The organism is Corallococcus aberystwythensis (assembly GCF_003612165.1).
GTDB classification, from domain to species: domain Bacteria; phylum Myxococcota; class Myxococcia; order Myxococcales; family Myxococcaceae; genus Corallococcus; species Corallococcus aberystwythensis.
Genome location: NZ_RAWK01000136.1, coordinates 1 through 26,908 on the forward strand (window position 1 = coordinate 1; position 26,908 = coordinate 26,908).

A 26,908-nucleotide genomic window follows, 5' to 3' on the forward strand; every position below is an offset into this window, starting at 1 on the left:
CGCCAGGGGAGGGCGAGATGCGGGGCTGGACGGTGGCGATGGCGGCGGCGGTGGTGTTGGTGGGGACGAACGCTTTGGCTTTCCCGGTGCAGGTGCCGGTGGGTGCGCAGGGTGAAGCACCGGACGTCGCGGCCCTGAGGGCGGAACTGGCGGAGAAGGACGCACAGCTCAAGGCGGCCCTGGCCCGCCTGCAGCAGTACGAGGACGAGGCGGACTACCACCGCGCGGAGCAGATGGGTGTGGTCGAGGCCGTGCGCGCCTCCGGGCTCCCCGAGCGGCAGCAGCGCCGGCTGGCGGTCTCCATCGTCCGCGAGGCGGAGCGCAACAACCTGGATCCGCTGCTGGTGGTGGCGCTGATCCGCTGCGAGTCCTCCTTCAACAACTACGCGGTGTCCGGGGTGGGCGCAATGGGCCTCATGCAGGTGATGCCCGACACGGGCAAGTACCTGGCGGAGAAGTCCGGCTACAAGCTGGGCCGCCACACCAACCTCTTCGACTTTGAAACGAACGTGAACCTGGGCACGGCCTACCTGGCGGACCTGATCGGCCGCTTCGGCTCCGTGGAGGGCGCGCTCGTCGCCTACAACGCGGGCCCCGGGCTGGCCAAGCGCATCCTGGCCAAGAAGGAGAACCGGGTGAAGTTCATGGCCGGCTACCCCGCCAAGGTCGTGAAGGAGTTCCGCAAGCTGAAGGCCCAGCAGGAGCGCGCCATCAGCCTGCGTGCCGAGCAGACGACAACCGACCGTAAGGGTTGACCGGTGCGAGACAGGCCCTTCGCCCGGTCGCCAACACTCCGGCCGAAGTTGCGGGCCTGCCACTGACCTGATCGCCCGTAAAGGTGCAGTGTATGCCTCCGGCTGTGCACCCCCACGTCATCGTGGGGCCCCCCCGGACCACCGCGTGGTCCGGCATGTGCTTCAGCCGCCATTCACCATCGCAGGCGGCACACACGTGCACACCTCAGCGGGAGCGCGCAACATGACTGGGCTTCAGATTCATCAGGAGGAGGCGGCGGGTCGGATCACCCTGCGCCTGGAAGGAACGCTGGACGGCCGCACCGCGCAGGAGCTGCGCAACTCGCTCCAGGCGCTGGGCCAGAGCGAAGTCGTCCTGGACTTCGCGCACCTGCGTGAGTTCAAGGACAGCGCGGTGGGCGTGCTGACCCACGGCCTGAAGGACAGCGCCGTGCAGCTGCGTGGGCTGGCCACGCACCACGAGCGGATGTTCCGCTACTTCGGCGTGCTGTCCTCGCCGACGACGCACCGGGCGTACTACACGCCCGAGGACATCCTCTCCGCCTGAGTCGTGGGCGGAAGGGCCCTCCGGGCCCCGTGCATCCCCGGAAAGCGTCCGCGCCTCCAAGGCAGGCGGGCATCCGGCGAGGAACACGGGCGGCCTGGAGGGGTGCCGGCTTGCGGTCGCCTGGGCTAGAGTCCGCGCCCAGGATGACCCAGCCTGCTCGCGTTCTTGGTCCAGTTCCCTCCCCTGCCATCGCGCGCGCGGTGATGGAGCGGCTCGCCGCCCAGCTTGGCCGCGCCGTGCAGGGCAAGCCCGAGGAGGTCCGGCGCGTCGTCACCTGCGTGGTGGCTGGCGGGCACCTGCTCCTGGAGGACATGCCCGGCGTGGGCAAGACGACGCTGGCGGAAGCCCTGGCCCGCGCGTGCGCCCTGTCCTTCTCCCGCATCCAGTTCACCGCGGACCTGCTGCCGGCGGACATCCTGGGCGCGCAGGTGTTCCACGCGCAGACGGCCACCTTCTCCTTCCGGCCCGGTCCGCTGTTCCGGCAGCTGGTGCTGGCGGACGAGCTCAACCGCGCGCCGCCGCGCACCCAGTCCGCGCTTCTTGAGGGCATGGCCCAGGGCCAGGTGTCGCTGGACGGGCAGACGCATCCGTTGCCCTCGCCCTTCACCGTGGTGGCCACCCAGAACCCGGTGGACTTCTCCGGCACCTATCCCCTGCCGGACTCGCAGTTGGATCGCTTCCTCGTGCGCCTGTCGCTGGGCCACCCGGCGCCGGACGTGGAGGCGCGCCTGCTCACCACCCGCGGCGCGGCGTCCCCGCTGCCCTCGGTGGAGGCGGTGACGGGGCCGGAGGAGCTCGCGTCGCTGCGCGACTTCGCCCAGGACGTGAAGCTGGACGCGGCGGTGGCGGACTACGTGGTGCGGCTGGCGCGGGCCACGCGCGAGCACGGGGACCTGGAGCGCGGCGCGTCCACGCGCGCGGTGCTGGCGCTGGGGTCCGCGGCGCGGGCCCAGGCCCTCTGGGAGGGGCGCGACTTCGTCACCCCCGGTGACGTGCGCTCCATGCTGGTGCCCTGCTGGGCTCACCGGGTGCTGCTGCGCAGCGCCGTGCAGGGCGTGTCCGCGCGGGATGAAGCGGCGCACCTGGTGGACGAGATTGCCCGCAAGGTGGCGGCGCCCCGGTGAAGGCCCCTGCCCGCCCCTCCTTCAAGGCGCGGCTGCGCGCCGTCCTCCGTCCACCTCGCACGCTGTCGGTGACGAAGACGGGCCGCACGTACCTGGTGGTGACGTTCGGCGTGGGGCTGGGCGCGCTCAACACGGGCAACAACCTGCTCTACCTGCTGCTGGGCCTGCTGCTCAGCATGGTGGTGGTGTCCGGCGTGCTGTCGGAGCGCTGCCTGCGCGACCTGACGGTGCGCCGGGTGGGCGCGGACGCGGCCTTCGCGCGCGAGCCCTTTGCCTACCGCTGGGCCGTGTCACGCAAGGCGGGCCACGGCTTCGCGCTGACGTTCTCCGAGGACCTCTCCCCGCTCACCGGCAGCGGGAAGCTGGGCCACCTGCCCGCGGGCAGCGAGCACATCGTGCGGGCGGACCTGGCCGCGCCGCACCGGGGCCCCGTGCGGCTGTCCGGCGTGCGCGTCACCACGACGTGGCCCCTGGGCCTGTTCGCCAAGACGCGCGTGTTCTCCCTGGACGGGACGCTGCTCGTGTACCCGCGCCGGGGCTACGCCTGCAAGGAGCCGGGGCCCGCGCAGAAGGGGCCTCGCGGCGAGGCGGGCAGCCCGCGCCACCTGGACGGCACCGGCGACGTGGCGGGCCTGCGCGAGCTTGGCGCGAACGAGGACGCGCGCCGCATCCACTGGCTGAAGAGCGCCGCGGCGGGACGCCTGCTGAAGGTGGAGCGCGAGCGCGAGGAGCGCCGCATCTGGAAGCTCGCGCTGGAGGCGGGCCTCACGGGTGACGCGCTGGAGCGCCGCTGTGAGGAGATCGCCGCGCAGGCGCACCAACTCCTGGACTCGGGGCACGAGGTCGGCCTCCAGCTGCCGGAGCGCGTGCTGCGTCCGGCGGCGGGGGCCTTCCAGGAGCGCCGCATCCTCCAGGCGCTCGCGTGGGTGGGCTTCGAGGACGCGGACGTGGACTCGCGGGAGGCCGCGTGAAGCGTCCGTTGCGGCTGCGGCTCATCCTGCGTGACCTGGCGGCGGCGGCGGCCTTTGGCGCGATGGCCGTGTCCGGCCAGCTCCCCCTGCCGGTGCTGGGCGCCTTCCTCGGCGCGCTGGTGCTGGCGCTGTGCGGCTTGCGGCTCGTCGCGCGCCACGCGCGCCTGTCCGCGCTGGGGCTGCTGGTGGTGGCGGTGCTCCTGGGCCTCCAGCTGACGTCCGGCGCGATGAACGCGGTGGTGGCCGCGTGCTCCTTCGCGGGCCTCATCGCCGCGCAGCGGATGCTGTCCACGCCGGACGCCGCCGCGGACGGCCAGACGCACCTGACCAGCCTGTTGATGGTGGCCGGTGGCGCGGCGCTGTCGGGCGACATGACGTACGCGCTGTGCCTCATCACCTTCGGGGTGCTGGCCAGTCTGTCCCTGGCGCTGGGCGTGGTGGAGGCCGCGGTGCCGGACGGCGAGCCCGTGCCGGTGCGCGCGGTGATGCGGCCGTTGTCCGCGGGCGTGGCGTTCGCGGTGGCCGGCGCGGTGGCCTTCTTCGTCCTCTTCCCGCGCCTCAACTGGGCCATGGTCGGGCCACGCTCGGCGCCGGGCCTGGGCGCGAGCAGCGCGGGCTACTCCAACACCGTGCGGCTGGGCGGCGCGGGCACCATCAAGGGCAACCCGCGCGTGGTGCTGCGCGCCACGCTCACGCCCGACCCCGGCCTCGACGCGCTGGACGCCTACTGGGTGGGCCGCACCTACGACACCTTCGACGGGATGGAGTGGAGCAACGTCGTCGGCGCGCAGCAGATCGAGCGGCAGATCACCCTGCGCCCCGCCAGTGACACGCTCATCCACCAGCGCGTGGAGCTGCTGCCCGCGTACGGCGCCAGCACGTTGATTGCCCTGGAGATGCCCTCGCGGCTGGGCAACGCCAGGGCCCACTCGCCCACCGGCACCCGGTCCAGCCCCGTGCAGCTCCGGGGCGGAGGCGAGGTGCGCTTCACCGTCACCGCGCCCTCGTACACCTACGAGGCCTACAGCCTGCCCCCGGACGCGAAGGCGGGCCTGGCCCCGGGCCTGGTCCAGGCGGAGCGCGACCAGCTCCTGGCGCTGCCGGAGCACCTGGATCCGCGCGTGAGCGAGCTCGCGGCGCGGGTGCTCCAGGGCGAGAAGGAGCCGCTGGCCGCGGCGCGCAAGCTCGCCTCCTTCCTGCAGAAGGACTACGCGTACACGCTGGAGCAGGAAGGCATCCCGGAGGATCCGCTGTCGGATTTCCTCTTCGTGCGCAAGGCGGGCCACTGCGAGCACTTCGCCACCGCGCTCACGCTGCTGCTGCGCACGCAGGGCATTGGCGCGCGGCTCGCCACGGGCTTCTACGGCGGCGCGCGGATGGATGGCGGGTACCTGGTGCGAGCCGGTGACGCGCACGCCTGGACGCACGTGCTCGTGCCGGGCCGGGGCTTCGTCACGGTGGATGCGACGCCCCCGTCGAACCGCACGAGCCAGGGCTCGGTGTACCTGGAGAAGCTGCTCGCCCTCTACGAAGCGGTGGAGGCGCGCTGGCGCAACTCCGTCGTCGACTACTCCTTCCGCGACCAGTTCGAGCTGGCGAGCGCCCTGGTCCGCCCGCCGCGCCGCCCGCGCGACGCCCCCGCGAACGAAGCCCCCAGCCGTCTGCCCCCGCCGCGCGCGTGGGCGACGGCCGCCATCGTGGCCTTCATCGTCTGGCGCGCGGCCCGCTTCGTCTCCCGGTGGACAGGCCGTGCCCCCGCGCTGGCCGCCACCCGCTTCCTCGACCGGGTGGACGCGCTGCTCCAGAAGGCCCACGTGCCGCGCTTCGAGCACGAATCGCTGGAGGACCTGACCACGCGCCTGGCACGCGAAGGCCATCCGCTGGTGCTGGCGTTGACGCCGCTGACCCGCCGCTACCTGGAGGCCCGCTTCGGCGGCCGTGCCCTGCGCGAGGGAGAGGCCGAGCACCTGCTCGCCACCTTGCGCCGTGCGCTGGACGCCGAAGCCGCCCGCCGCGCCGTGAAGCCGGCCGGACAGGCGGGCCCCACCGCCCGCGCATCCTGAGCGGAAGAGAAGTGCCCTCGGGACGGAAGCCCTCTTCCGTCGCTGGTCGCCCGCCCTCCCCAGGAACGCCCAGCCGAGGTGGTGAAATGTCTTCACCCTCGTCCCGCTTCGCCATTAAGCGTTTCAGCGAACCTCCATTCGCGAGCGCCATGGCGACGTGCGCTCGAGGGCCGTGAGACGTGCATTTTCTCCCCTCGTAGACCCCCGGATTTCCTCTCGGCCACGGGTAATGGTTACAGGCCGTTCCCAGGGGGCCCGGGTCTGCGTCCTCCAACCCCTTGGAGACACACGCGAATACATCCAACCCCCGTTGGCATCCCGGTTGCTCAGGGCAGACACGTCAAGTTGTAGGACTTGAACCCAGAGCACTTTTTCTAGCGCCTCCGCCGCGGCAGGAGGCCCGATTTGGAGAATCCATCCATGCAGGCTTCGACCGAGCAGTCGTCCAATTCTGGCTCCCTCGCGATGTACCTCTCGGAGATCAACCAGTACTCGCTCCTGAAGGTGGAAGAGGAGCAGGAGCTGGCGCGCCGGTTCATCAAGGGAGACCTGGCCGCGGGTCACCGTCTGGTGACGAGCAACCTGCGCTTCGTCGTGAAGGTCTCCTACGAGTACCGCTCCTACGGCATCAAGATGTCGGACCTCATCCAGGAGGGGAATATCGGCCTGATGAAGGCGGTGCAGAAGTTCGATCCGGACAAGGGCATCCGCCTCATCTCGTACGCGGTGTGGTGGATCCGCGCGTACATCCAGAACTACATCCTGAAGAGCTGGTCGCTGGTGAAACTTGGAACCACGCAGGCGCAGCGCAAGCTGTTCTTCAGTCTGGCGCGCACGCGCCGCGAGCTGGAGAAGCTGGGCAGCGGCGAGACCGTGGTGAACGTGGATGAGATTGCCCGCAAGCTCCATGTGAAGCCCGGTGAAGTGCGGGAGATGGAGCAGCGCATGGGCGGCAGGGACCTGTCCCTGGACGCGCCCATGGGCGAGGACGGCGGCAACAGCCACGTGGACTTCGTGGTGAGCGCCGCGGCGCCCCAGGACGACGAGTTCGCGGACAAGGAGGAGGCGGGCCTCATCAACAACCGCGTCCGCACCGCCCTCATGCGGTTGGATCCGCGCGAGCGCTTCATCATCGAGCAGCGCGTGATGAACGAGCGCCCCATGACGCTCAAGGAGCTGGGCGAGCACTTCGGCTTCTCCCGCGAGCGCGCGCGCCAGCTGGAGATCCGCGCCAAGGACAAGCTCAAGTCGGAGCTGGCCGCCCTGATGGCGGAGGTGGATCCGGAGACGCTCGCCGCCCAGGGCTAGGGCTGTTTTCGCGCACCGGCGGAGACCCTGCTACAACGGGCCCCCTGATTTCCTGTCAGGAGTGCCTGCTTGTCCCACGGTTCCCCGCCGGTCGTCGATGATCGCGTTCCCCTCGCGGAGGCGCATGGTTCCGCCCCGCACAAGCCCTACGTATCCCCCGAGCAGTCGCCCGCGGAGCTGACGATTCGCGGCCTGGTGCTCGGGTCGGTGCTGGGCATCGTGTTCGCGGCATCGTCCGTGTACCTGGCCATCAAGGTCGGCCTCACGGTGTCCGCGTCCATCCCGGTGGCGGTGCTCTCCATCGCCATCTTCCGGGCCCTGGGGCGCTCCAGCATCCTGGAGAACACCATCGTCCAGACGACGGGCTCCGCGGGTGAGTCGCTCGCGTTCGGCGTGGCGGCCGCGCTGCCCGCGCTGCTCATCCTGGGCTACGACATCAGCCTCACGCACGCGTTCCTCACCGCCGCGCTGGGCGGCGTGCTGGGCGTGCTGATGATGATTCCCCTGCGCCAGGGCCTCATCGTCCAGGAGCACGGCAAGCTCACCTACCCGGAGGGCACCGCCAGCGCGGACGTGCTCATCGTCGGCGAGCAGGGCGGCACCAACGCGCGCACGGTCATCCTGGGTTTCATCATCGGTGGCGTCTACAAGTTCGCCTACTCCGGGATGAAGCTCTTCAAGGAGGCCATCGGCACGCCCATCAAGGGGCTCAAGGCCGCGACGCTCTCCACGGAGGTGTCCCCGGAGCTGTTGGGCGTGGGCTACATCATCGGGCCGCGCGTCGCGGGCATCACCTTCGCGGGCGGCGTGCTCAGCTACCTCATCCTCATCCCGATGATCTCCTTCTTCGGCAGCGGCATGGACACGCCGCTGCTGGTGCACAACGGGATGCTCATCAAGGACATGTCGCCGGATCAGATCCGCAACGCGTACGTGCTCTACATCGGCGCGGGCGCGGTGGCGACGGGCGGCCTCATCAGCCTCATCCGCTCCCTGCCCACCATCGTGGGCGCCTTCAAGCGCAGCGTGGAGACGCTGCGCCAGTCGCGCACGCAGGGGGCGCTGCCCACGGTGCTGCGCACGGATCAGGACCTGCCCATCACCGTGGTGCTGGTGGGCAGCGCGCTGCTCATCCTGGCCATCTGGCTGGCGCCGCCGCTGCACGTGAACTTCATCTCCGCCATCCTCATCGTCATCTTCGGCTTCTTCTTCGTGACGGTGAGCGCGCGCATCACCGGTGAGATTGGCTCCTCCTCCAACCCCATCTCCGGCATGGTGGTGGCCACGCTGCTCGTCACCTGCCTCGTGTACCTGCTGTTCGGCTGGACATCGTCGCCGGACCGCTTCATGGCGCTCACCACGGCGGCCATCGTGGGCATCGCGGCGTCCAACGGCGGCACCACCGCGCAGGACTTGAAGACGGCCTTCCTCGTCGGCGGGACACCCAAGAAGCAGCAGATCGCCCTCTTCGTGGGCGTGCTCACCAGCGCGATGTTCATCGGCCTGGTGCTGGTGCTGCTCAACCAGGGCGCCACCGCGGTCATCCCGGAAACGCACCCGGGCGTGCAGGTGACGGAGATGTCCACCGACACGCGCACCCAGCACACGTACCGCTGGGAGGTGTCCCAGGACGCGCTCACCCAGCGCGGCATGACGCCCGCGCTGCTCAAGCGCTCGCTGTGGGCGGAGCGCCTGGACATGGTGCCGGCGGACGGCGCGCTGGAGCTGCGCAGCTGGCGTCCCCTGTCCGCCCAGGAGCTGTCCAACCTCAAGCTGGCGCCGGCCACCGGCCCGTCGCTGAAGCTGTCGGACGCGGGGCCCGTCACCGCGGGCCCGGACCGCGTCTACAAGGAAGGCTTCGTGCGCGGCGCGGACACGCCCGTGCCCGCCGGCCGCTACCTCGTGGATGATCAGGGCAGCATCCAGTACGTGGTGGACCCCGGCATCGGCGGCCGCATCAGCGAGTACGAGGGCCAGACGCTCACGCGCTACTCAGCGCCCAAGGCGCAGCTGTTCGCGCTCATCATCGACGGCATCCTCACGCAGCGGCTGCCGTGGGACCTGGTGCTGCTGGGCGTCTTCATCGCGCTGATGCTGGAGCTGTGCGGCGTGTCCTCGCTGCCCTTCGCCGTGGGCGTGTACCTGCCCATCAGCAGCAGCGCCCCCATCTTCGTGGGCGGCATGGTGCGCCACTTCGTGGACAAGCTGCGCGGCGGCTCCGCGGCGGAGTCCGAGTTCTCCCCCGGCACGCTGATGTCGTCCGGCTACATCGCGGGTGGCTACATCGCGGGCGTGCTCATCGCCTTCCTGGAGATCGCCAGCGACGGCGCCTGGACGCGCGCCATCAACCTGCCCGCCCTCTTCGGGCATGAGAACGCAGTGGGCGCCTTCCTCAACGCCGTGGGCGAGAGCGAGCTTTCACACCCGACGTGGTCCAACGTCTGGGGCCTGGCCTTCTTCGCCGTCCTCACCGCGGTCCTCTTCCGCTCCGCCGTCAAGGGCAAGAGCGGCGCGGAAGCCCCGCCGCCGTCGCACTGACGGCCGGCAAGCACCCTCCCCGCTTCGTTCCACGCGGGGAGGCTTTGGGCTACAGCCCGGGCACCGACGGCGGCACCTCCAGGTCGCCGCCGCCGGAGTCCGCCGGCCCCTTCGCGCAGACGTACTCCGCGCGCAGCGGCGTCACGATGCCGAAGGTGAAGGCGTAGACGAACGGGCTCCACCACGGCCAGTACACGTCCACGCGAGACAGGCCATGCCGGCACTCCGCCGCGGCCACGTTGGACGTCGTCAGCCCCGCCACGAAGCTCGCCCCCAGCTGCGTCTCCGGAGCGCCGTCGCGCGGCGCCGGACTGCGCACGCTCATGCGGAAGCACCCCGTCAGGGACGCCAGGACGAGGGCGGACGCAGCCAGTCGCTTCATGGGCGGGACTCCGGGCGCAAAGGGGACCCCTGCCTAACACACCCGGGATTCACCGCCAGTCCGCCCGGTGTTGCCCAACTGTCACTCCAACCCTCTGGATTTCGGGAGGTTTCCGGATTGGGAGCGGGCCCGGGACGGGAGTACACTCCGGGCTCCCCCATCGGGGCCTTCCGCCCCCTCCGGATTCTTCAGGTTTCATGGCACAGCCCCAGAAAGTCACGGACGCGAGCGCGGAAGCCGAGCAGTCGCCGGAGGTCCGCGAGAAGGTGGAACTGGCGAAGACGTTCGCGTTCCACCTGCTCAAGGGCATCAAGCAGATTGGCATGTACCGCCACAACGAGGCGCGCTTCCCGGAGTTCCTCGCCAAGGCGCAGGAGGCCATCTCCACGTACACGGAGAAGTTCGGGCCGCTCTCGCTGAAGGTGGAGCAGCAGAACTTCGTGCTGCACGGCGAGCCGCTCTTCTCCGAGGAGTCGCCGCTCCCCTACAAGTTCTTCCGTGACGGCATCCGCCAGCTCATCTTCCGGCCGGGGCTGCCGCTGGAGGAGCTCGTTACGCTCACGCTCATCGCGCTGTCGGAGCCGGAGCGCGGCGCGGATGACGTGCTCGCGCAGCTGTGGCGCGCGGGCATGCAGCAGGTGGAGTACGTGGTGGTGGAAGGCTTCTCCATGGAGGGAGCCAACGAGGACGAGGTCCAGGTGGAGGTGGACAAGGTGGTGGGCTACCTCTACTCCCGTCTCCAGACGAACTCGGATGACTTCCTGCGCTTCGCGCGCGTGTCCGCGGAGGACCTGGACGCGAAGCTGGACGGCGTGGAGCAGATCCGCGGCCTCGTCGTGGGCGGCCGGCATGCCTCGGACGACCTGAAGGCCCGCATCCAGCGCGAAATCATGGAGGAGGAGAACGCGCGCCTGTTCCCGAAGCTGGTGGGCGCGGTGTTCCAGGTGGTGGAAGGCGGCGTGGATGACGCGGCGCTCTTGGAGGAGATCTTCCTGCAGCTGCTGGACATGCTGCTGCTCCAGGACGACTTCGCCACGGTGAACCAGATCGTCCTCAAGCTGCGCGCGCTCTCCCAGCGCGAGGGCGGCGATCAACTGGGGCGCCTGCTCAACAACTTCCTCCACAAGATGGGCGAGGAGCAGCGCCTGACGCGGCTGGGCGAGTCGCTGAAGACGACGCGCACGCGGCAGCCGCAGGACGTGACGCGCTACCTGCAGTCCCTGGGCGTGGACTCGGTGCTGCCCCTGCTCAGCGTGCTGGAGACCATCGAGCTGCCGGAGAACCGCGCGCTGCTGGGCGACGTGCTGGCCACGTTCGCGCGCGACCTGCCGGAGCCCTTCGTGGCGCGCCTGCTGTCGGACCGGCCGCAGACGGTGCGCGACATGGTCTACATCCTGGAGAAGAGCAACCACCCGGAGCGGGTGAAGATGTTCGGCCAGGTGATGAAGAGCCCCAACCTGGTGGTGAAGCTGGAGGTCATGCAGATCATCGGGAAGGGCCGCACGGCGGAGGCCCGGCGCATCATCCACGACGCCCTCACCGACAGCGTCTCCCAGGTGCGCATGCTGGCCGCGAAGCTCTTGCCGGAGTTCGACCGCGAGAAGGCCTTCACGGACCTGGTGCGGCTGGTGCGCGACCCCGCCTGGGACAAGAAGACGACCGACGAGAAGTCCGCCGTCTACGCGGCCATCGGGGCCACCAACCTGCCCGCCGCGCTGTCCATGATGCAGCAGTTGCTGACGGTGAAGCCGTCGCTGCTCAACAAGCGTCGGGTGATGGAGGACAAGCTGCTGGCCATCACCGGCCTGGGCGGCGCGGGCTCCATCCAGTCCTACAAGATGTTGCAGGCCGTGGTGGAGGACAAGTCGCAGCCCTTGGACATCCTCACCGCGGCCCGCAAGGCGATGTACCAGACGCGCAAGGCCCTGTTCGGGGACTCCGCGCTTCCGGAAGAGGCGAGCTGACACCATGGCCGACAACCTGAAGATCAATCAGACCCAGGAAGAGAACCTGGGGGAGTACGGGCGGGAGCACAACGAGAAGCTCCAGAACCTGTCGCGCTCCATGCTCGCGGGCCTCTACATGCTCGTGCGCTCCGTGAAGATGTACGACCCGGAGAACGCCGTCTTCGAAAAGCCGCTCCACCAGCTCCAGGACATCATCAACCAGATCATCGGCAAGGAAGGCCGGCTGGAGCTGACGGGCGTCAAGGACTCGTACTACCTCAACGGCATGCTGGTGAAGGTGGACCTCAACTCCATCGAGAACCAGCGCTACCTGCTGGCGGAGATGCGCGCCAAGGACGTGGGCGGCATCACGCTGACGAAGCCCGTCACCACGCAGGAGCTGAAGAACTTCGTCTGGATCTTCAGCAAGGAGCAGTCCTCCACCGCGGAGGAGGACGGCCTGCAGGGGCGCAAGCTGCTCAACATGCGCGTGGCGAAGTTCTCCAAGCTCAAGGAGAAGATGAACAAGGACATGGACACGCCGGGCGACCAGAAGGTCGACCGCAAGAAGTACGCGATGACCGTGTACGCGCGTGCCGTGTTCTTCCTGCAGAAGTACCTGGAGTCCGTGCGCGCGGGGAAGCCCATCGGCTCCTCGCGGGCGCTGCGCCTGGTGCAGGACTTCGTGGACATCTCCTACGATCAGCGCACCCACTTCCTGGGCATGACGACGCAGAAGCGCGAGGAGGATTACCTCGTCTACCACCAGGTGAACGTGGCGCTGATGTGCATCGTGTTCGGCGCGGAGCTGGGCCTCACGAAGCCGCAGCTGCGTGACCTGGGCTACATCGCGCTCTTCCACGACGCGGGCATGACGACGCTGCCGGAGGAGCTGGCCACCAAGCGCGGGGCGCTCACCGCGGACGAGAAGACGACGGTGGCGCGCGCGCCGCTCATCAGCGTGCGCAACATCCTGATGGAGAAGGGCTTCAGCCGCTCCACGCTGATGCGCGTGGTGACGACCTTCGAGCACAAGACGGACTACGGCACCGCGGTGCGGGATGCGCGCGGCAACATCCAGATGATCATCCCCAAGACGAACCTGGGGGTGTACGCGAAGATCATCGCCATCTGCGACGCGTACGACGCGCTCACCTCCCGCAGGCCCTACCGGGACGCGTACGGCCCGGAGGTGGCGCTGATGCTGATGTGGACGGAGATGCGCCAGAAGTTCGACCCGGAGCTCCTGGCCGTCTTCATGCGGGTGATGGCCATCCAGCCCATCAAGGTCCTCTCCCGCCGCCAGCAGCAGATCAGCGTTTCCGGCCTGTAGCCTTCTTCGCCGGCTTCTTCGCGGCGGCCTTCGCCTTCGCCTGAGCCTTCGGAGGCGGCCCCGCGGGGACGCTCGCCTCGCGCAGCAGCGTGAGCGCCTTCGTGAAATCCTCCGGGAGGGGGGCTTCCAGGTCCAGGTGCTTGTGGGTGCGCGGGTGTTCGAAGGCCAGGCGCCACGCGTGCAGCGCCTGGCGGCCCACCGCCCCCTGGGCGTCCGCCACCGCGCCCTTCGCCTTGCGGCCGGCGCCGTAGAGCGCGTCGCAGAGCAGCGGGTGGCCGGCCTCCGCCAGGTGGACGCGGATTTGATGCGTGCGGCCGGTGAGCAGGTCCACCTCCACCAGCGCGGCGCCGTCGAAGGACTCGCGCACGCGGAACAGGGTGATGGCGGGCTTGCCCTCCTTCACCTTGCCGGTGAACTTCTGGCGGTGGATGGGGTGGCGGCCGTAGAGCGTCTCGATGCGCCCTTCCGCGGGCGGCACGCCGTGCACCAGCGCCAGGTACGTCTTCTGGACCTCGCGCGTCTTGAAGGACTTCTGGAGCGCCACCAGGGCCTGCTCGTGCTTGGCGACGACGAGGCAGCCGGTGGTGTCCTTGTCCAGCCGGTGGACGATGCCGGGGCGCAGCTCTCCGCCCACGCCGGCCAGGTCCTTCACGCGGTGCAGGAGCGCGTTGACGAGCGTGCCGGAGGCGTGGCCCGCGCCCGGGTGCACCACCATGCCGGCGGCCTTGTCCACGACGACGAGGTCGCGGTCCTCGTGCAGCACGGCCACGGGCAGTTCTTCGGCCTGGGGAATGGCGGCGACGGGCGCGGGGACGTGCAGCGACAGCAGCTCGCCCCCACGCAGGCGCTGCGCGGCCTTGGCGGGCTTGCCGTCGGACAGCACGTGGCCGTCCGCGATGAGGCCCTGGAGCCGGGAGCGGGTGAGGTCCGGGAACGCGCGGGCGAGGTACGCATCCAGCCGCTCGCCCCGGGCTTCCGGGAGGGCGCGGTGCTCGCGCGTGTCGGGTGAGGCCACGGCGGCGGGCGCTACCAGATCTTCGACTTCACGTGCGCCTTGGAGCGCAGCACGATGTCGTTGATGGCGCGCTCGAAGAAGTTCGCCTGGGTGCTGATCTCCGCGCTGACGCGGCTCTTGTAGAGCGCGCGCCCCTCTTCCAGTTCCTCCTTCAGGACCTCGAAAAGGTTGTCCTGCTCGATGCCCTTGATGATCTTCTGCTCGTTGTAGAGCGAGATATCGGAGGCGATCGCGCGAGCCAGTCGCATCGCCTTGACCTTTTCCTCTTCCGTCATCGTGCCATTACTTAGGCACCCACCCCGTGCGAGTCAACTTTTCCCGTCGCACGGGAGGGCGCCAGGCCAACTCCCGGTCAACGGCCCGACTTGGCGGGTTTCTCGGAGAACAGCGCGAGGTAGCTCTTGGACACGCGCAGGGGGTCCAGGCCCAGCTCCCGGGCGAGGTTCATGAGGATGCCGCGCAGGTACACGGTGGTGGGCAGCGCGGTGTAGCGGTCCGCCTCCACGTTCTCCAGGTGACGCACGGAGATGCGGGTGCGGTCGGCCAGCTGCTGGATGGACATGCCACGGGCCTCCCGGACGCGGCGGAGCAGCTCGCCGTTGAACTCGGCGTCCGAGGGGATGTCCACGCCCCGGGGCCGGGCCTCGCGGACCTTGGCGGCCACCTGGGCCAGCGCGGACTCGGCGGTCGCGATGGCGGAATCCTGCGCCAGCACCTGGGCGTCCCCGAGCTTGCGGACCGTGGGGCCCTTCACGGCGCGCGGCCCCGTGGGGCTGTTCGCCGCCGGACGCGAGTCGATGGGCCGCGACGTCAGGGGGCGCACGGCGGCGCGGGACGCTCCGGTGGCCGGGGTCCGGGCAAGCGCGGTGGTGCTCGCGTCCAGGGCCGGAGCGACCGGGGCGAGGTTCGGATCCGACTCGCCCTGGGTGGTCGTGACAGCGGCCGTAGCGGAGGCTTCCGGCGTGGGCTCGGGGCTGGTGGCCACGGCTCCGGACTCGGCCGGTGCCGTCACCGCGCTGGCCTCGGAAACGGGCTGGGGGGCCGGTGTCTCCGTGACCGCTTCAACGGCGGGAGCCGGGGCGGCCTCGGCGGACTCGGAGGCCTCGGCGGCCTCCACGGACGCCTGCGGCGACGGGGTGGCTTCCGTGGGCTCCGGATTGGAGGGGGCGGGAGCTTGCGCGGCCACGTCCTGCGCGGGTGTCGAGTCACCGGCGCTGACCGGCTCCGGAACGGTGGCAGCGGCCGCGTTCACGGTCGCCGGAGCCGCTTCGGCTGGGGAGGCAATGGCCTGCTCGGGAGCGGACGTGCCGGACGCCTCGGATTCCACGGCGGGAGCCGGAGCTTCAACGACGCCCCTGCCCTGCCCGCGCAGCGGACTGGTGGGGACGTAGACGAACGACAGGCTCCGGGTGAACGAGGCCCGGAAGGCCTCCACCACCGCCACGCCTCCCACCCGCACCGGCTCGGGAGGCACGCTGGGTGCGTCCATCCCCGAGGACTCCTGCCGCTTCGACTCCTCACCCCGCATCCGCTCCTCGCTCTTTCCAGGCGTCCCGCTCTCGCGCGGCGCCTCTCCTTCGCTGTCGTTCACGGACGCCGCGGCCTTCAGACGCGACTCCGCCTCCAACCGTTCGGCGTCCACCGCGCCCGCGGCCTTCGCCAGCGCCGCCGCGGCGGTGGCCAGGGCCTCCGCGACCCGCGCGGCCGACTCCACCTTGTCCGCGGCCTCCGCCGTCACGGCCGCCTTCGCGAGCCGCTCCGTGGACAGCCCGATGGAGCGGTCATACTCGACGCGCAGGTCCGCGTCGGTGAGCATCTCCATCGCTTCGTTCATCCGTTCACGCAGCGCGTCCACCTGGTCCGGATCCCCCAGCGCGTACACCGCGATGGAATCCGGTGAATACAGCTCCATCAGGCGCTGGTGGGCCGCGAGGATCTCCGCGTCGGACGCCGTGGGCGGCACCTCGAGGAGCTCGTAGTAGGTCTGCTGCGCGAAGGGCTTCATGGGATGGCGGACTCGGGGGAAGGGCCGTCGAGCGACACGAGACGCGCGGCGATGCGCTGGAGTCCCTGGGACACGAGCGAGTCGGGCCGCTCGAGGAGCACCGGCTTGCGCTTGCGCACCGCGCGCCACGCCTCGTCGTCGTAGCGGAGGGCGCCCAGGTCATCCATGTCGATGCCGAAGAACTTCTTCCACGCGGACACCATCGCGGCGCCCACCTTCTCGTCCGCGTCCGTGCGCGCCTGGTTCACGACGAGCCGCACGCGGAACGCCGCCAGCTCGCGCTCCAGCCGCTCCGCGTCCGACGGGGCCTTGCGCCGCACCTGCGCGACGACGTCGTGCAGCGTCCGCAGGCCGCCCTCGCGGGTGGACAGCGCGCCCTCGACGAGGTCCTGGATGCCGTAGCGCGCCTCGGTCTGCTGGAGCATGCGGAAGAAGGCCGCCTTGACGAAGCGGTACGCGTTCTCCACGGACGTGGGCTCCGGCAGCACGACGAGCAGGCCGTGGTCCGCGATGAGGAAGAAGTCGAGCGTGTTGAAGCTGGTGCCCGCGCCCAGGTCCAGGATGAGGTAGTCCGCCGTCGTCTGCGACAGGAGCGTGCGCAGGAGCTTCTGCTTCTGCGCGTACTTGAGGTTCGCCGCGTCCAGCGAGTCCTGCGCGCCGGCGATGAGCGACAGCCCGGGCACGCCAGTGGAGACCATCACCTCTTCGAGGCTCGCCTTCCCGCGCCGCAGGAAGTCCGACAGCGTCGACTCCGGAGGGCCCACGCCCAGGCACGTGTGCAGGTTGGCGCCACCCAGGTCCGCGTCCACGAGCAGCACCTTGTGGCCGGCCTGCGCGAGCGCGACGCCCAGGTTCGCGGACACCATGGACTTGCCGATGCCGCCCTTGCCGCCGCCCACGGCGATGATCCGCCGCGAGCGCGGCGCGGGGCCCGAAGGCGACACGTCATTTCCCTGACGCGGCGAGGTGCCAGCCAGCGAGGCGGGAGCGGATGGAGGCAGGGGGGCGGGCTTCACGAAGGCTCGCATCAAAGCCCGTCCTACCGCCCGAGTCGACACCCCGCCATTTCGCGGCCAGCTGACGCGGCTCCCCGTGCCCGCCCCTCGTCGCCAGGAGGCTCGGGGGGCAGGCGGCCGGGGAACCGTTTGCTGCTATTCGTCGAGCAGCTCGACGTTCCAGTACGACACGTCCGCGAGGTGCAGGAACGGCAGCCACTCGCGGTAGGTGACCTTGCGGATGGCGCCGCGGAACAGCGGCGTCCAGCGCGGGCGCACGGGTTTCTTGAGCAGCCGCATCCCGGCTTGTTCCGGCGTACGTCCGCCCTTCTTCAGGTTGCAGGGCACGCAGGAGCACACGACGTTCTCCCACGTCGTCTTGCCGCCCTGGGTGCGCGGGTTGACGTGGTCCAGGTTGAGCTCGCTGCGGGGCAGCTGCTTCGCGCAGTACTGGCAGGTGTCGTTGTCGCGCGCGTAGATGTTGAGGCGCGAGAAGCGCACCTTGGCGCGCGGCAGGTGGTCATACGCGCCGAGCACGAGGACGCGCGGGACGCGGATGGTGCGGTCGATGGTGGTGATGCTGTCCTGGGTGGCGCTGAGGGCGGCCCAGTCCTCGAACTCATACAGCCGGTACTGCTCGTCGATGGCCTTGGCGACGCCCTGATACAGCAGGGAAAAAGCCCGTTTGACTGACGTCACGTGAACCGGTTGGTAGTACCGGTTTAAAACGAGCACGGCGCTGTTGATCATGGCTGGCTTCCCGATTGGGCGGCCGCCACAGCCTGCGCGACCTGCCCCAGGTCCTCCTCAGAGAGACACCGGACGTCGAGAACGACCTCGTCATCCGCAATCCTGCCAATAACGGGCACCTCGGCTTCGCGCAGACGTTCCAGGAATACTTTCGGCGCTTCTACGGTGAGGCTGCAAGCGTAGGAAGGCAACCGGGACAGGGGCATGGCACCTCCACCCACCTGTCCATCCACGGACACAACCCGGCACTCGACGTCGCGCGTCGCGAGCAAAGCCGCCAGGCGTTCAGCACGGGCCTGCAACGCCGCTGGCTGCTGGGTGAGCAGGCCTTGGGTGGGGACCGCCTCCGGGCGGCCATCCCGGTACAGCTCCAGCGTCGCCTCCAGGGCCGCGACCGTCATCTTGTCGACACGCAGCGCACGTGTGAGCGGGTGGGATTTGATGCGCTGAAGCAGGTCCGAGCGGCCAACGATGACGCCTGCCTGGGGTCCTCCGAGGAGCTTGTCGCCGGAGAACGCGACGACGTCCGCGCCATCACGGATGGCCTGCCCCACGGTGGGCTCGGGTGTGAGGCCGGGGCCGGTGAGTGGCACGAGCGCGCCGGAGCCCAGGTCCTGAAACACGGGCACGCCACGGGAGCGGCCCAGTTCGGTGAGCTCCGCGAGGGACGCCTCTTCGGTGAAGCCGACGAGCGCGAAGTTGGAGCGGTGGACCTTCACAATGAGGCCGGTGTCCGGGCTCAGCGCGTTGGCGTAGTCCGCGCGGCGGGTACGGTTGGTGGTGCCGACTTCGATGAGCTTCGCGCCGGACTGGCGCATGACGTCCGGGATGCGGAAGCCGCCGCCGATTTCGACGAGCTCGCCGCGGGACACGACGCACTCACGGCCGGAGGCAAGCGCTGCGAGGACGAGCAGCACGGCGCCCGCGCAGTTGTTGACCACGATGGCGTCCTCCGCGCCGGTGAGCGTGCGCAGGAGGCCGATGAGCGGCGCGTAGCGGCTGCCGCGTTCGCCTTCGTCCAGGTCGTATTCGAGGTTGGAGTAGCCCCGCGCCACGGCGACGACGCGCTCCACGGCTTCGGGCGCAAGGGGCGCGCGGCCCAGGTTCGTGTGGAGCACGACGCCGGTGGCGTTGATGACGCGCCGCAGGTTCGGAGTGGCCAGGGACGCAAGCGCCGCCTCCACGTCCGCGTCCTCGAAGGGACGCAAGTCACCGGCCAGCAGCCGGGAGCGCACACGCTCGACGGCGAGCCGCAGGGCCGCGACCACACGGGCATGAGGAAGATTCGCGAGCCGAGACTCCAGCGACGGACGCCGCAGGAGTTGCTCGATCGAAGGAAGCCCGCGAAGCAGTGCGTTCTTTTCCGCTGAGGATCTCGACGCAGCGCCCATATGTGAACACCCTTCCGACGCAACCTCACTATAGCGGCCAGCCTCAAGCCACAAAGAAACAACTGAGTTATTTCATAGCCTTGAACGCCTCAACAACCATGACAATGTTTGCTGCCGTCAAATGCAGCACATAGGCCGCCAAGTAGTCAGGAACCTCAACTGGCTCTTCGCCTTGACCGTGTCCACCGAGCCTGTTCCTAAGTGTTGGTACGCCGGCCTCAAGGGTTGTTCGCAGAGCGCTGAAATGCGCCGCCATCGGAGCAGGGACCAAACCGTGATCAAACAAGGCGCCAATAAGCACCCTGGCCGTCGCATTTTCTGCAACCACCCATGATTTGCGCCCACAAACCGTCTTCATTGTGCTCTCGAATGCCTTCAGCGACTCAACCAACGCCTCCTTATACTTACCGTGACGATAATGTTCGTGCGCAGATCTAAACTCCTCTTCAGCTCCCTGAAATTCCTCCTCCATCAACAGGCGGAGAGCAGGGCGAACCACCTCGGCATGCAAAAGACTCGAATCGACACGCATAATGGCATCAGACTCGAATTGATACCCCACACCGTGCTCTCGAAATCGAGAGTTCAGCTCAGCAATAGTCTCATCCATGAAACGCACAGAGAGGTGCCCCGGAGTGTCTCTATCCCCGATCTTAAGACGGGCAACCTTAAATGTTAGTTCGACAATGTCGAGAACCCGATCCGGGTCGCAACTCAGGATAAACTTGCGACAACGCGTCCCGTAATCATCCATCATCCCGGCAATGTCGTTGGATAGATAAAAAACACCATACTCTCGACATAAAATGTCATGCACCGCCTTATAGCAATCATATGCGAACGTCCCCCCGCGCACATGATCCCTAAAAATATCTTGCCACATATGAACAATCTGAATCCGCAGGGCCTCCGGGACTTTGTCGTACACGAAAACATCAGGCGCACTGCCCTCCTGACGCTTCTTTCGCTTTGAATAAATATCAATATTTGCCATGATTTACACTGTAGCATAGTCGTCCAGACATGAACAGGTTAATCACAACCAGTGCACCCCTGCCGCATGAGCCCTCACGCTGAGCGCGCGTAGAACTGTCAATGATGCATGTCAAGCACATCAGGCCGATCAACAATTCTCAGTACACCTCTGTGCACGTCGGTGCAGTTCCAGCACTGAACTTTGCTTGCTTAACTTCCATCAACAGGCCCGTTCTCTCTTACCACCCTCCATAGGGCACGGTGATGGCTTCCATGTAGTGGCCATTCGGGTCCTGGAAGTAGACCCCACGGCCTCCGTCATGGGTGTTGATCTGATTCTCATGCTGGCCGCGAGGGTCCGCCCAGTGCTGGATCTTCCGGTCGCGGATCTTGGCGATCAGCGAATCAAAGACCTCCTCCGTCACGAGGAACGCGTAGTGCTGACCGTGGATGGCGTCCTGCGTGGTGATGAAGTCGAGCGACGCCCCGTCCGTCAGCTTCACCACCTGGAAGTGGCCGAACGGCGTGGGCGCCGGAAGCCCGAGCAACTCCGCGAGGAATTGCGCGGACGCGACCTTGTCCTTCGCGGCGATGATGGTGTGGTTGAATTTGACAGACATGAGGGCCCCTTGTGGATGAGCCCCCCTATAGTCCGCGCGCGCGCTGGAGTGCCAGCGGCCACAGCTTCGCCAGTTCAGCGCGCAGCAGCGCGGCACTGGCGTAACGCTCTTCCGGCCGCTTTCGCATCAGCTTGAGTACGACCTGCTCGAAAGCTTCCGGCAGTTCTGGACGCAGCTTCCTCGGCGGCACGGGCGTCTCCTGCACGTGCATCAGCATCAGCGGCACGGGCTGCGAGTGGCGGAACGGCAGCTGCCCGGTGAGCAGCTCGTACGCCACCACGCCCAGGGCGTACAGGTCCGTGGCCGGTGACACCTCCGCTCCCGTGACCTGCTCGGGCGCCATGTACTCCGGCGTCCCCAGCGTCGCGCCCTGGGCCGTGTTGCCCATCACGTGCGCGCTCTTGGCGAGCCCGAAGTCCATCAGCTTCAGCACGCCCGTGCGCGTGATGAACAGGTTCCCCGGCTTCACGTCCCGGTGCAGTACGCCGTGAGCGTGCGCATGCTCAAGCGCCACCGTGGCGTGCGTGAGCCATCGCAAGGCATTGGCCAGCGTGGGGCGCCCTTCCAGCATCACCTGCCGCAGGTCCTTCCCGTCCAGCAGCTCCACCGTCAGGTAATGCCTGTCGCCATCCGAGCCCACGTCGAAGACGTGCAGGATGTTCACGTGCTCCAGGGCCCGGGCGTGCTCCACCTCCTGGCGGAACCGCGTCACCATCGCCTCGTCGGCGTACGGCACCGCCAGCACCTTGAGCGCCACGCGCTGGTGATTCTTCAAGTCCAGCGCCTGGTACACCGCCGACGTTCCGCCCACGCCCAGCCACTTCTCCACGCGGTAGCGCCCCGCCACCACCTGGCCAGGGACAAGGCCCTGGTTCGCGGGCGCGGGAGGCCGGGGCGTCACTGCCCCCTGGATCAACGTCCCGCCCGGAGACACGGGCGTTCGCACCTGCGGCAGCGTTGGCTCTGAACCGTCCTCGGCCACGGCGTTGCCCGGCCGCGCGTTCAGCGCCTCCGGGCCCAGGTAGGTCAGACCTCCACTGTCACGGTCCTTGGAATGCACCCGCCCTCCCCTCTCACGACTCCAACAGCGAGACGGGGGCCGGCGCGCCCGCGCCTTCGATGTCCAGGTGGGGCGTGGGCAGGTTGTATTCAGCGGCGGCGATGGTGGCCTCCACCATGATGGGCCCCGAAATCTCCGAGGGCTCACCCTGGCACAGCACCTCCACCACGTGCTCCAGCGTCCACTTGCCCATGCGGCTCACCTCCAGCCGCTGGCCGATGAACTTCGCCGTGTCCGACAGCGCCTCGCTCGCGGTGAGCTTGGCCTCCACGGAGTCGCCCAGATAGCCGCGCGCCAGGTTCAGGACCCGGTCGATCACCGAGTTCCACGCCTGCAGGTGCGTCTTGTCCTGGGCCTCGTCGATGATGTCCAGGCCCACCTGGAGCCGCTCCATGCGCTCCAGGAACTGGTGCACCAGCTTGCCCCGGATGATGCGGCCGTGCTGCGGGGCGATCATCTCCACCGCGGGCGAGAGCTTCCGGATGGCCGCCACCGCGCGCACCAGCGCCGAGTTCACCGGCATGTAGATCTGATGGAACGCCCGGATGCCCGTCCAGTCGGACTCGTCCGCCCACAGGCCCTGCGCCTTGCTGTCCGTGAGGCCACCGAAGAGGTCGCCCGTGAAGAGCACGCGGGTCTGCGGGTCGTAGAGCATGACCGCGCCCCGGAAGTGGCAGAACGGCGACGGCACCGGCAGCAGCTTGTGTCCCGTGGGCACGCTCAACCCGGCCGTGAACTTCTCCGTCGGGATGAAGCGGTTTCGCGGCAGGTTGAAGTGGACGATGAGCCGCCAGGTGTCCTCGGAGCACAGGATGCTCGCGCGCGGCGAGTAGCGCGCGGAGATGATGTTCGCGGACGAGCCCACGTCCGGGTCCTGGTGGTTGATGAAGAGCGCCGACAGCCGGTCCATCCCGCCAATCAGCGACACCACCTTGGTGTGGATGGTGGAGAAGTCGCTGCTCGACCCGGGGTCGATGAGGAGGTTGAACTCAGCGGGTTTCTTCGTCCGCGCGTCCGTGCCCCGGAAACGGCGCAGGTACGGGTTGGCGAAGAAGATGCCGCCGGGCTCGCGCTTCCCGACCCAGAAGGTCTCGGGGGCGATCTCCACGGCGGTGCGGTTGAGGTCTATTTGTTGAGGGCTGGGGGCGCTGGGCTGGCTCATGGCGTGTTTCCTTCACGCAAACGAGGGGGGTGGGACTGCCCCCGGAGCCTACCAGCCCATCCCCTCGCCCGAGCCGCTTCCCGCGCCCACGGCCAGGAGGGCATGAGCGCCGCTTCTCGCTCTGCCCCCACCCGTCAATCAGGACCAATTCAGTACTCGCCGGACTCCTTGCCCGGACGGTCGTCGAAGAGCTGAACCCAGCGCCCGTCGAAGCCGCCGTTCTGCGGCAGGTACCACCCGCCCTGCAGCCAGAAGCCCTGCTCCTGCCCGTCGGTGTCGTCCGTCACGCCCGAGTGCACGAAGTAGTCGTGCTGCCACCAGTAGGAGTTCGCCGACGCCGGGTAGCCGCTGGCGCTCGTGCGCGTCTGGCCCCGCGAGTCCACCGCCGTGCTCGCCCAGGACTTGTCGCCAAACGAGCCACCGCCGCCGCCCGTGTCGGACGCCTTGTCGTTCAGCTCGAACGTGCCGAAGAACCACGCTTTCGACGGGTAGCCCTCGCGGTCGTCCTGCCCCTCGATGTCGCGCGTCTTGGAGAAGAAGCGCTGCATGCCCGCGCTCACCTCCGCCTGCCCCGCCTCGTTCACCACCGGGCTCTCCAGGAAGAAGAACCGGGGCGCATCCGGCAGCCAGTGCGTCGCGTAGCCGCCCTGCTCCCAGTGCGTGGGGAGGATGTCCGCCAGGTCCTGCAGCTCATACGTGACGCGCTTCACCGCGGGCCAGTTGGCCGAGGAGCCGTTGTCATAGCGGCTGGCCTGCGCGTCCGCCGTCGAGTACCGCACCGGCTGCGCGTTGAACGCCGCCACCGCCGCCGCGTCGTCCTCCGGCACGAATGCGTAGTGCAGCTTCTTGCGGCCGTCGTCGTTGTTCACGTCCGCCTCCGCCTTCCCGCCCGACGCCATCCGGCCCGCGAAGAACGAATACGGCTCCGTCACGAAGCGCAGCTCCTGCCCGTGCGGCGCCAGCAGCTTGTCGGACCACTCCGCCTGCCAGATGAGCAGGTGGCTGCCCGTGCCCGTCTGCATGAAGTTCAGGTCCGTGCTGCCCTGCCGGCGCACCACGTTGCGCTTGTGCTGCGTCACCACCGCGAACGCCACGGACTCCCCGCTACCCGGGTTGCCCACCACGTTGCGCACCTGCAACTCAACCCGTTCCCAGTCGTGGAGCTGCCAGTTGCCCGCCGCGTTCTTATCCAGCGCGTGATACAGGTGATACACGAGGGTGAGGTTCTTCCCCCCGTCCATGTACTCGATCAGCGACGTGTACAGCGTGGGCCGGATGCGCCACCTGTCGAAGGCGCTGGGCCCCGTGCGCGACGCGTCCACGTACTGGTTGATCTGCTTCCAGTGCAGCTTGTTGTTGGAGAAGTCCCCGTCCTGGTCGAAGTCGAAGTTCGTCAGCCAGTCGTAGCCGTGCTTGTTGTCGTTCGCGTTCGCGCGCTTGAAGATGACCGGCGCGTAGTAGCGCAGGAACGCCTGCCGCTGCGCGTTCGTCAGCGACCAGGCCTGCGCCTCGGCTTGCGCCGGGAAACACAGGCCCACCAGGGTGACCAGCGCGACCGCGAGGGGAGCGATTCTCATTCGGAGGGGGAGCATGGCGGCCGACGAAATCACGGCCCGCCCCTCCCCCTCTACAAAGAATGCGCGAATTCAGGCTTCAGCCAGGATTACACACTAACGCGATGCACTAGGCATCACCGGCACCTTGGGCGCGCGGCCGTAGAGGAGCTGGTAGGTGTTGTAGGAGCGCAGCACGCGCTTGATGTAGCCGCGCGTCTCCGCGATGGGGATCTCCTCCACCCACGCGTCCAACGGCAGGTCCGGGTTGGCCGAGCGCCAGCGATTCACCGCGCCGGAGCCCGCGTTGTAGCTACCCACCGCGTAGGGCGTGTGGCCCTTGAACTGCTTGATCAGCCCGCCCAGGTAGTGCGCGCCGAAGCGGATGTTCAGCTCCGGCTGGAGCAGCGAGTCCACGGTGAACTTCTTGATCTTGAGCTCGCGCGCCACGCCCTTCGCCGTGGACGGCATCAGCTGCGTGAGCCCCATGGCGCCGGCCCAGGACAGGGCCTTGGGATCCAACGCGCTCTCCTCGCGCATCAGCGCCTGGAGCAGGTCCGGCTCCACGCCCGACGTCGCCGTGTGCTTTTCAATCAGGTCGCGGAACGCGTTGGGATAGGCCACCTCCCACACCGGCCGCGTCTGCGCGGTGATGCGCCCGCTCAGGTCCTTGCGCAGCGCGAGCCGCGCGATGGCGTGCGCAGACCGCGCGTCGCCGGACTGCGACAGCACCATCACCAAGAGGCGCATGGACTCCGGCGGCTGGTTGGTGCGGTTCACCAGCATCAGCTCCGACGACACCGAGTCCGGGAAGCCCAGCCGCAAGAGCTCCACGCCCGCGCGGAAGTGGGAGTCGTCCCCCATGGGGCCCGCGAACATCGGCCAGGGGCTGGCGGCCTCCGGCACCTCGAAGATGGACGCGGACACGCGCTCCAGCCGCTTCGGGTCCAGCTCGCCCAGCTTCGAGCGCGCCATCAGCCCGTAGTACGTGGCCGGGTGCTCCACCGCCAGCTGCTCCATCAGCTCCGCGGCGCCCTGGATGTTGCCGCGCTCCTCCAGCGTGCGGGCCCGCCAGTAGCGCGCGCGCTCCACGTCGTAGGACTCGTCCGCGTTGGCGAAGTGCGCCTCGATGCGGTCCAGGAAGGAGAAGCCTCCGTCCTCCACCTTCGTCGTGCGCGCCACCCAGAAGGCCTTGAAGAGCGCCTCGCCCAGGAAGTCACCCTTGGGGTACAGCCGCGCCACTTCATCCAGGCGCGCCATGGCCTCCTTGGGGCGGTTCGTCTTGACGTACAGGTCCGCCGCATAGAAGAGCGCGTCGTCCGCGAACGAGTGGTCCGGGAACTCCTTCGCCAGCCGCTCGTAGGTGTCCGTGCCGCGCTGCTGATCCACGATGGAGCGCGACGAGCCCAGCACGTACAGCGCGCGGGCCAGCAGGTCGCGGTCCTTGCACTGCTCCACCACCGGCGTGAGCACCTGGATGGCGGCCGTGTGCTGGCGCTCCTTGCGCTGTCCCTTGCCGAAGGCGAAGTGCGCGCGGCACGCGAGCGCGTCCGGCAGCTTCAGCGTCGCGAGCATCGGCTCCAGGATGGCCATGCCCTGCTTGTTGCGGTGCGCTTCAATCAGCGACTCCGCGCGGCCCACCTTGGCGTCCGTGGGCGGCGTCTGCCCCTTGAGGCGCTTCTCCACCTGCTTGACGATGGGCGACAGGGGCTGGGCGGCCCACAGCTTCCACAGCGCGGCCTTCTCCGCGGCCTTGTCCTTCTTCTCCACCGCCAGGTCCGCCGTGGCGATGAGCGCCTCCGCGCCCACGTTGCGGCCCCAGCCCGTCATCATGCGCTGGGTGAGCGGCGTCAGCGCCTCCATGGCGCCGTCGTAGTCCTTCTTCTTGCGCAGCACGCGCGCCAGGCCCAGGCGCGCGTCCACGTACATGCGCGAGCCTTCCGGCACCTGCTTGAAGCTCGCCGCCGCGTCGTCCAGCCGGCCCTGGGACTCCAGCGCCACGCCCGCGTGCGTGAGGCAGCGGTCCTTCAGCGCCGGGTAGTCGTTGGCCAGCGCCGCCATCTCCGTCGCCGCCGCCTTGTCGTCCCCGGCCCGCACCGCCGACAGCGCGCGCAGGTAGCGCACCGCCGGGCTGTCACCCTCGCCCTCCAGGAGCGTGCGCGCCTTGGTGTACTGGCCCTTGTCGAACGCGTCCTTCGCGTCCCGCTTCTTGCCGTCCGCGAAGTACGGCGTCAGGTCCTCCAGCCCATAGCGGCGCCCGCGGTGCACCACCGGCGTGGGCGGCACGATCCCCGGGAAGGCCGGGTTGAACACCTGCACGTAGCCCACCGGCGACGGGGCCTTGTCCGCGTCCGGCGGCGGCGTCAGCTGCGCCTCCGACGGCGCGTTGTCCGTGCGCGTCGTGGGCGCCTGATC

At 68.8% G+C, this 26,908-nt stretch carries 22 protein-coding genes; 9 read left to right on the forward strand and 13 right to left on the reverse strand.

Features of this window, described 5'->3' with window-relative positions; genetic code table 11:
- Window positions 1-17: 17 nt before the first annotated feature.
- From D7W81_RS22455 to D7W81_RS22485, 7 genes are all read left to right on the forward strand, one after another.
- Window positions 18-755 (forward strand): lytic transglycosylase domain-containing protein, encoded by a 738-nt coding sequence (locus D7W81_RS22455; protein ID WP_120557444.1) that lies wholly within the window; start codon window positions 18-20, stop codon window positions 753-755.
- Between the two features lie 223 nt (window positions 756-978).
- Window positions 979-1,302, forward strand: a complete 324-nt coding sequence (locus D7W81_RS22460) for an STAS domain-containing protein (RefSeq protein WP_120557445.1) — start codon at window positions 979-981, stop codon at window positions 1,300-1,302.
- 143 nt (window positions 1,303-1,445) lie between these two features.
- Entirely contained in the window at window positions 1,446-2,426 is a 981-nt protein-coding gene (locus tag D7W81_RS22465; protein WP_120557446.1) for an AAA family ATPase, read from the forward strand.
- Window positions 2,423-3,397 (forward strand): DUF58 domain-containing protein, encoded by a 975-nt coding sequence (locus D7W81_RS22470; protein ID WP_120557447.1) that lies wholly within the window; start codon window positions 2,423-2,425, stop codon window positions 3,395-3,397. Before D7W81_RS22465 ends, D7W81_RS22470 begins: the two co-directional genes overlap by 4 nt.
- Window positions 3,394-5,460 carry a transglutaminase TgpA family protein gene (locus D7W81_RS22475; protein WP_120557448.1) on the forward strand — a complete coding sequence of 689 codons (2,067 nt, stop codon included), beginning with the start codon at window positions 3,394-3,396 and terminating at the stop codon, window positions 5,458-5,460. The genes D7W81_RS22470 and D7W81_RS22475 overlap by 4 nt, the downstream gene beginning before the upstream one ends.
- A 420-nt stretch (window positions 5,461-5,880) precedes the next feature.
- Complete coding sequence (locus tag D7W81_RS22480) at window positions 5,881-6,768, forward strand: RNA polymerase factor sigma-32 (RefSeq protein WP_120557449.1); 888 nt, start codon at window positions 5,881-5,883, stop codon at window positions 6,766-6,768.
- Window positions 6,769-6,837: 69 nt separating this feature from the next.
- Window positions 6,838-9,306 (forward strand): OPT family oligopeptide transporter, encoded by a 2,469-nt coding sequence (locus tag D7W81_RS22485; protein ID WP_120557450.1) that lies wholly within the window; start codon window positions 6,838-6,840, stop codon window positions 9,304-9,306.
- A gap of 49 nt (window positions 9,307-9,355) precedes the next feature.
- Here the strand turns inward: D7W81_RS22485 and D7W81_RS22490 are convergent, their stop codons facing one another.
- Entirely contained in the window at window positions 9,356-9,688 is a 333-nt protein-coding gene (locus D7W81_RS22490) for a hypothetical protein (protein WP_120557451.1), read from the reverse strand.
- Window positions 9,689-9,885: 197 nt separating this feature from the next.
- Between D7W81_RS22490 and D7W81_RS22495 the strand changes: the two genes are divergently transcribed.
- Window positions 9,886-11,652, forward strand: coding sequence for a HEAT repeat domain-containing protein (locus D7W81_RS22495; protein ID WP_120557452.1), 1,767 nt, complete (start codon window positions 9,886-9,888; stop codon window positions 11,650-11,652).
- 4 nt (window positions 11,653-11,656) lie between these two features.
- Entirely contained in the window at window positions 11,657-12,967 is a 1,311-nt protein-coding gene (locus D7W81_RS22500) for an HD-GYP domain-containing protein (RefSeq protein WP_120557453.1), read from the forward strand.
- On the opposite strand, the gene D7W81_RS22505 is transcribed toward D7W81_RS22500, so the two are convergent.
- The 12 genes from D7W81_RS22505 to D7W81_RS22560 all read right to left on the reverse strand — a co-directional run.
- Window positions 12,948-13,982, reverse strand: coding sequence for an RluA family pseudouridine synthase (locus tag D7W81_RS22505; protein ID WP_120557454.1), 1,035 nt, complete (start codon window positions 13,980-13,982; stop codon window positions 12,948-12,950). The genes D7W81_RS22500 and D7W81_RS22505 overlap by 20 nt on opposite strands.
- 11 nt (window positions 13,983-13,993) lie before the next feature.
- Window positions 13,994-14,257, reverse strand: a complete 264-nt coding sequence (locus D7W81_RS22510) for a hypothetical protein (protein ID WP_120526362.1) — start codon at window positions 14,255-14,257, stop codon at window positions 13,994-13,996.
- A gap of 77 nt (window positions 14,258-14,334) precedes the next feature.
- On the reverse strand, window positions 14,335-15,987 hold the full coding sequence (locus D7W81_RS22515; protein ID WP_120557455.1) for a helix-turn-helix domain-containing protein: 1,653 nt from the start codon (window positions 15,985-15,987) through the stop codon (window positions 14,335-14,337).
- Window positions 15,984-17,015: a P-loop NTPase gene (locus D7W81_RS22520; protein ID WP_244227363.1), complete on the reverse strand. Its 1,032-nt coding sequence runs from the start codon at window positions 17,013-17,015 to the stop codon at window positions 15,984-15,986. Before D7W81_RS22520 ends, D7W81_RS22515 begins: the two co-directional genes overlap by 4 nt.
- A 123-nt stretch (window positions 17,016-17,138) precedes the next feature.
- On the reverse strand, window positions 17,139-17,732 hold the full coding sequence (locus D7W81_RS22525; protein ID WP_120526360.1) for an HNH endonuclease: 594 nt from the start codon (window positions 17,730-17,732) through the stop codon (window positions 17,139-17,141).
- A complete protein-coding gene (gene selA, locus D7W81_RS22530) occupies window positions 17,729-19,123 on the reverse strand; it encodes an L-seryl-tRNA(Sec) selenium transferase (protein ID WP_120557456.1) in 1,395 nt (464 codons plus the stop codon). Before selA ends, D7W81_RS22525 begins: the two co-directional genes overlap by 4 nt.
- A 67-nt stretch (window positions 19,124-19,190) precedes the next feature.
- Window positions 19,191-20,117, reverse strand: a complete 927-nt coding sequence (locus D7W81_RS22535) for an abortive infection family protein (RefSeq protein ID WP_120557457.1) — start codon at window positions 20,115-20,117, stop codon at window positions 19,191-19,193.
- 220 nt (window positions 20,118-20,337) lie between these two features.
- The gene (locus D7W81_RS22540; protein WP_120557458.1) at window positions 20,338-20,718 is read right to left on the reverse strand and encodes a VOC family protein; all 381 of its coding nucleotides are present in this window, start codon (window positions 20,716-20,718) and stop codon (window positions 20,338-20,340) included.
- A gap of 25 nt (window positions 20,719-20,743) precedes the next feature.
- Window positions 20,744-21,778: a serine/threonine-protein kinase gene (locus D7W81_RS22545; protein ID WP_120557459.1), complete on the reverse strand. Its 1,035-nt coding sequence runs from the start codon at window positions 21,776-21,778 to the stop codon at window positions 20,744-20,746.
- Between the two features lie 13 nt (window positions 21,779-21,791).
- Window positions 21,792-22,940, reverse strand: a complete 1,149-nt coding sequence (locus tag D7W81_RS22550; RefSeq protein ID WP_120557460.1) for an oxygen-binding di-iron domain-containing protein — start codon at window positions 22,938-22,940, stop codon at window positions 21,792-21,794.
- A 149-nt stretch (window positions 22,941-23,089) separates the two neighbouring features.
- On the reverse strand, window positions 23,090-24,517 hold the full coding sequence (locus D7W81_RS22555; RefSeq protein WP_244227364.1) for a hypothetical protein: 1,428 nt from the start codon (window positions 24,515-24,517) through the stop codon (window positions 23,090-23,092).
- 93 nt (window positions 24,518-24,610) lie between these two features.
- Window positions 24,611-26,908 (reverse strand): transglycosylase SLT domain-containing protein (locus D7W81_RS22560; protein WP_120557462.1); only part of this gene is annotated, 2,298 nt, incomplete at its 5' end.

What these genes read in the sequence shown, in the direction of transcription:
- D7W81_RS22465 (WP_120557446.1), top strand. Translation starts at nt 1,446, where the DNA reads ATGACCCAGCCTGCTCGCGTTCTTGGTCCAGTTCCCTCCCCTGCCATC.
- D7W81_RS22520 (WP_244227363.1), bottom strand. Translation starts at nt 17,015, where the DNA reads ATGCGAGCCTTCGTGAAGCCCGCCCCCCTGCCTCCATCCGCTCCCGCC.
- D7W81_RS22515 (WP_120557455.1), bottom strand. Translation starts at nt 15,987, where the DNA reads ATGAAGCCCTTCGCGCAGCAGACCTACTACGAGCTCCTCGAGGTGCCG.
- D7W81_RS22540 (WP_120557458.1), bottom strand. Translation starts at nt 20,718, where the DNA reads ATGTCTGTCAAATTCAACCACACCATCATCGCCGCGAAGGACAAGGTC.
- D7W81_RS22555 (WP_244227364.1), bottom strand. Translation starts at nt 24,517, where the DNA reads ATGAGAATCGCTCCCCTCGCGGTCGCGCTGGTCACCCTGGTGGGCCTG.
- selA (WP_120557456.1), bottom strand. Translation starts at nt 19,123, where the DNA reads ATGGGCGCTGCGTCGAGATCCTCAGCGGAAAAGAACGCACTGCTTCGC.
- D7W81_RS22490 (WP_120557451.1), bottom strand. Translation starts at nt 9,688, where the DNA reads ATGAAGCGACTGGCTGCGTCCGCCCTCGTCCTGGCGTCCCTGACGGGG.
- D7W81_RS22460 (WP_120557445.1), top strand. Translation starts at nt 979, where the DNA reads ATGACTGGGCTTCAGATTCATCAGGAGGAGGCGGCGGGTCGGATCACC.
- D7W81_RS22455 (WP_120557444.1), top strand. Translation starts at nt 18, where the DNA reads ATGCGGGGCTGGACGGTGGCGATGGCGGCGGCGGTGGTGTTGGTGGGG.
- D7W81_RS22510 (WP_120526362.1), bottom strand. Translation starts at nt 14,257, where the DNA reads ATGACGGAAGAGGAAAAGGTCAAGGCGATGCGACTGGCTCGCGCGATC.
- D7W81_RS22495 (WP_120557452.1), top strand. Translation starts at nt 9,886, where the DNA reads ATGGCACAGCCCCAGAAAGTCACGGACGCGAGCGCGGAAGCCGAGCAG.
- D7W81_RS22535 (WP_120557457.1), bottom strand. Translation starts at nt 20,117, where the DNA reads ATGGCAAATATTGATATTTATTCAAAGCGAAAGAAGCGTCAGGAGGGC.
- D7W81_RS22525 (WP_120526360.1), bottom strand. Translation starts at nt 17,732, where the DNA reads ATGATCAACAGCGCCGTGCTCGTTTTAAACCGGTACTACCAACCGGTT.
- D7W81_RS22500 (WP_120557453.1), top strand. Translation starts at nt 11,657, where the DNA reads ATGGCCGACAACCTGAAGATCAATCAGACCCAGGAAGAGAACCTGGGG.
- D7W81_RS22550 (WP_120557460.1), bottom strand. Translation starts at nt 22,940, where the DNA reads ATGAGCCAGCCCAGCGCCCCCAGCCCTCAACAAATAGACCTCAACCGC.
- D7W81_RS22480 (WP_120557449.1), top strand. Translation starts at nt 5,881, where the DNA reads ATGCAGGCTTCGACCGAGCAGTCGTCCAATTCTGGCTCCCTCGCGATG.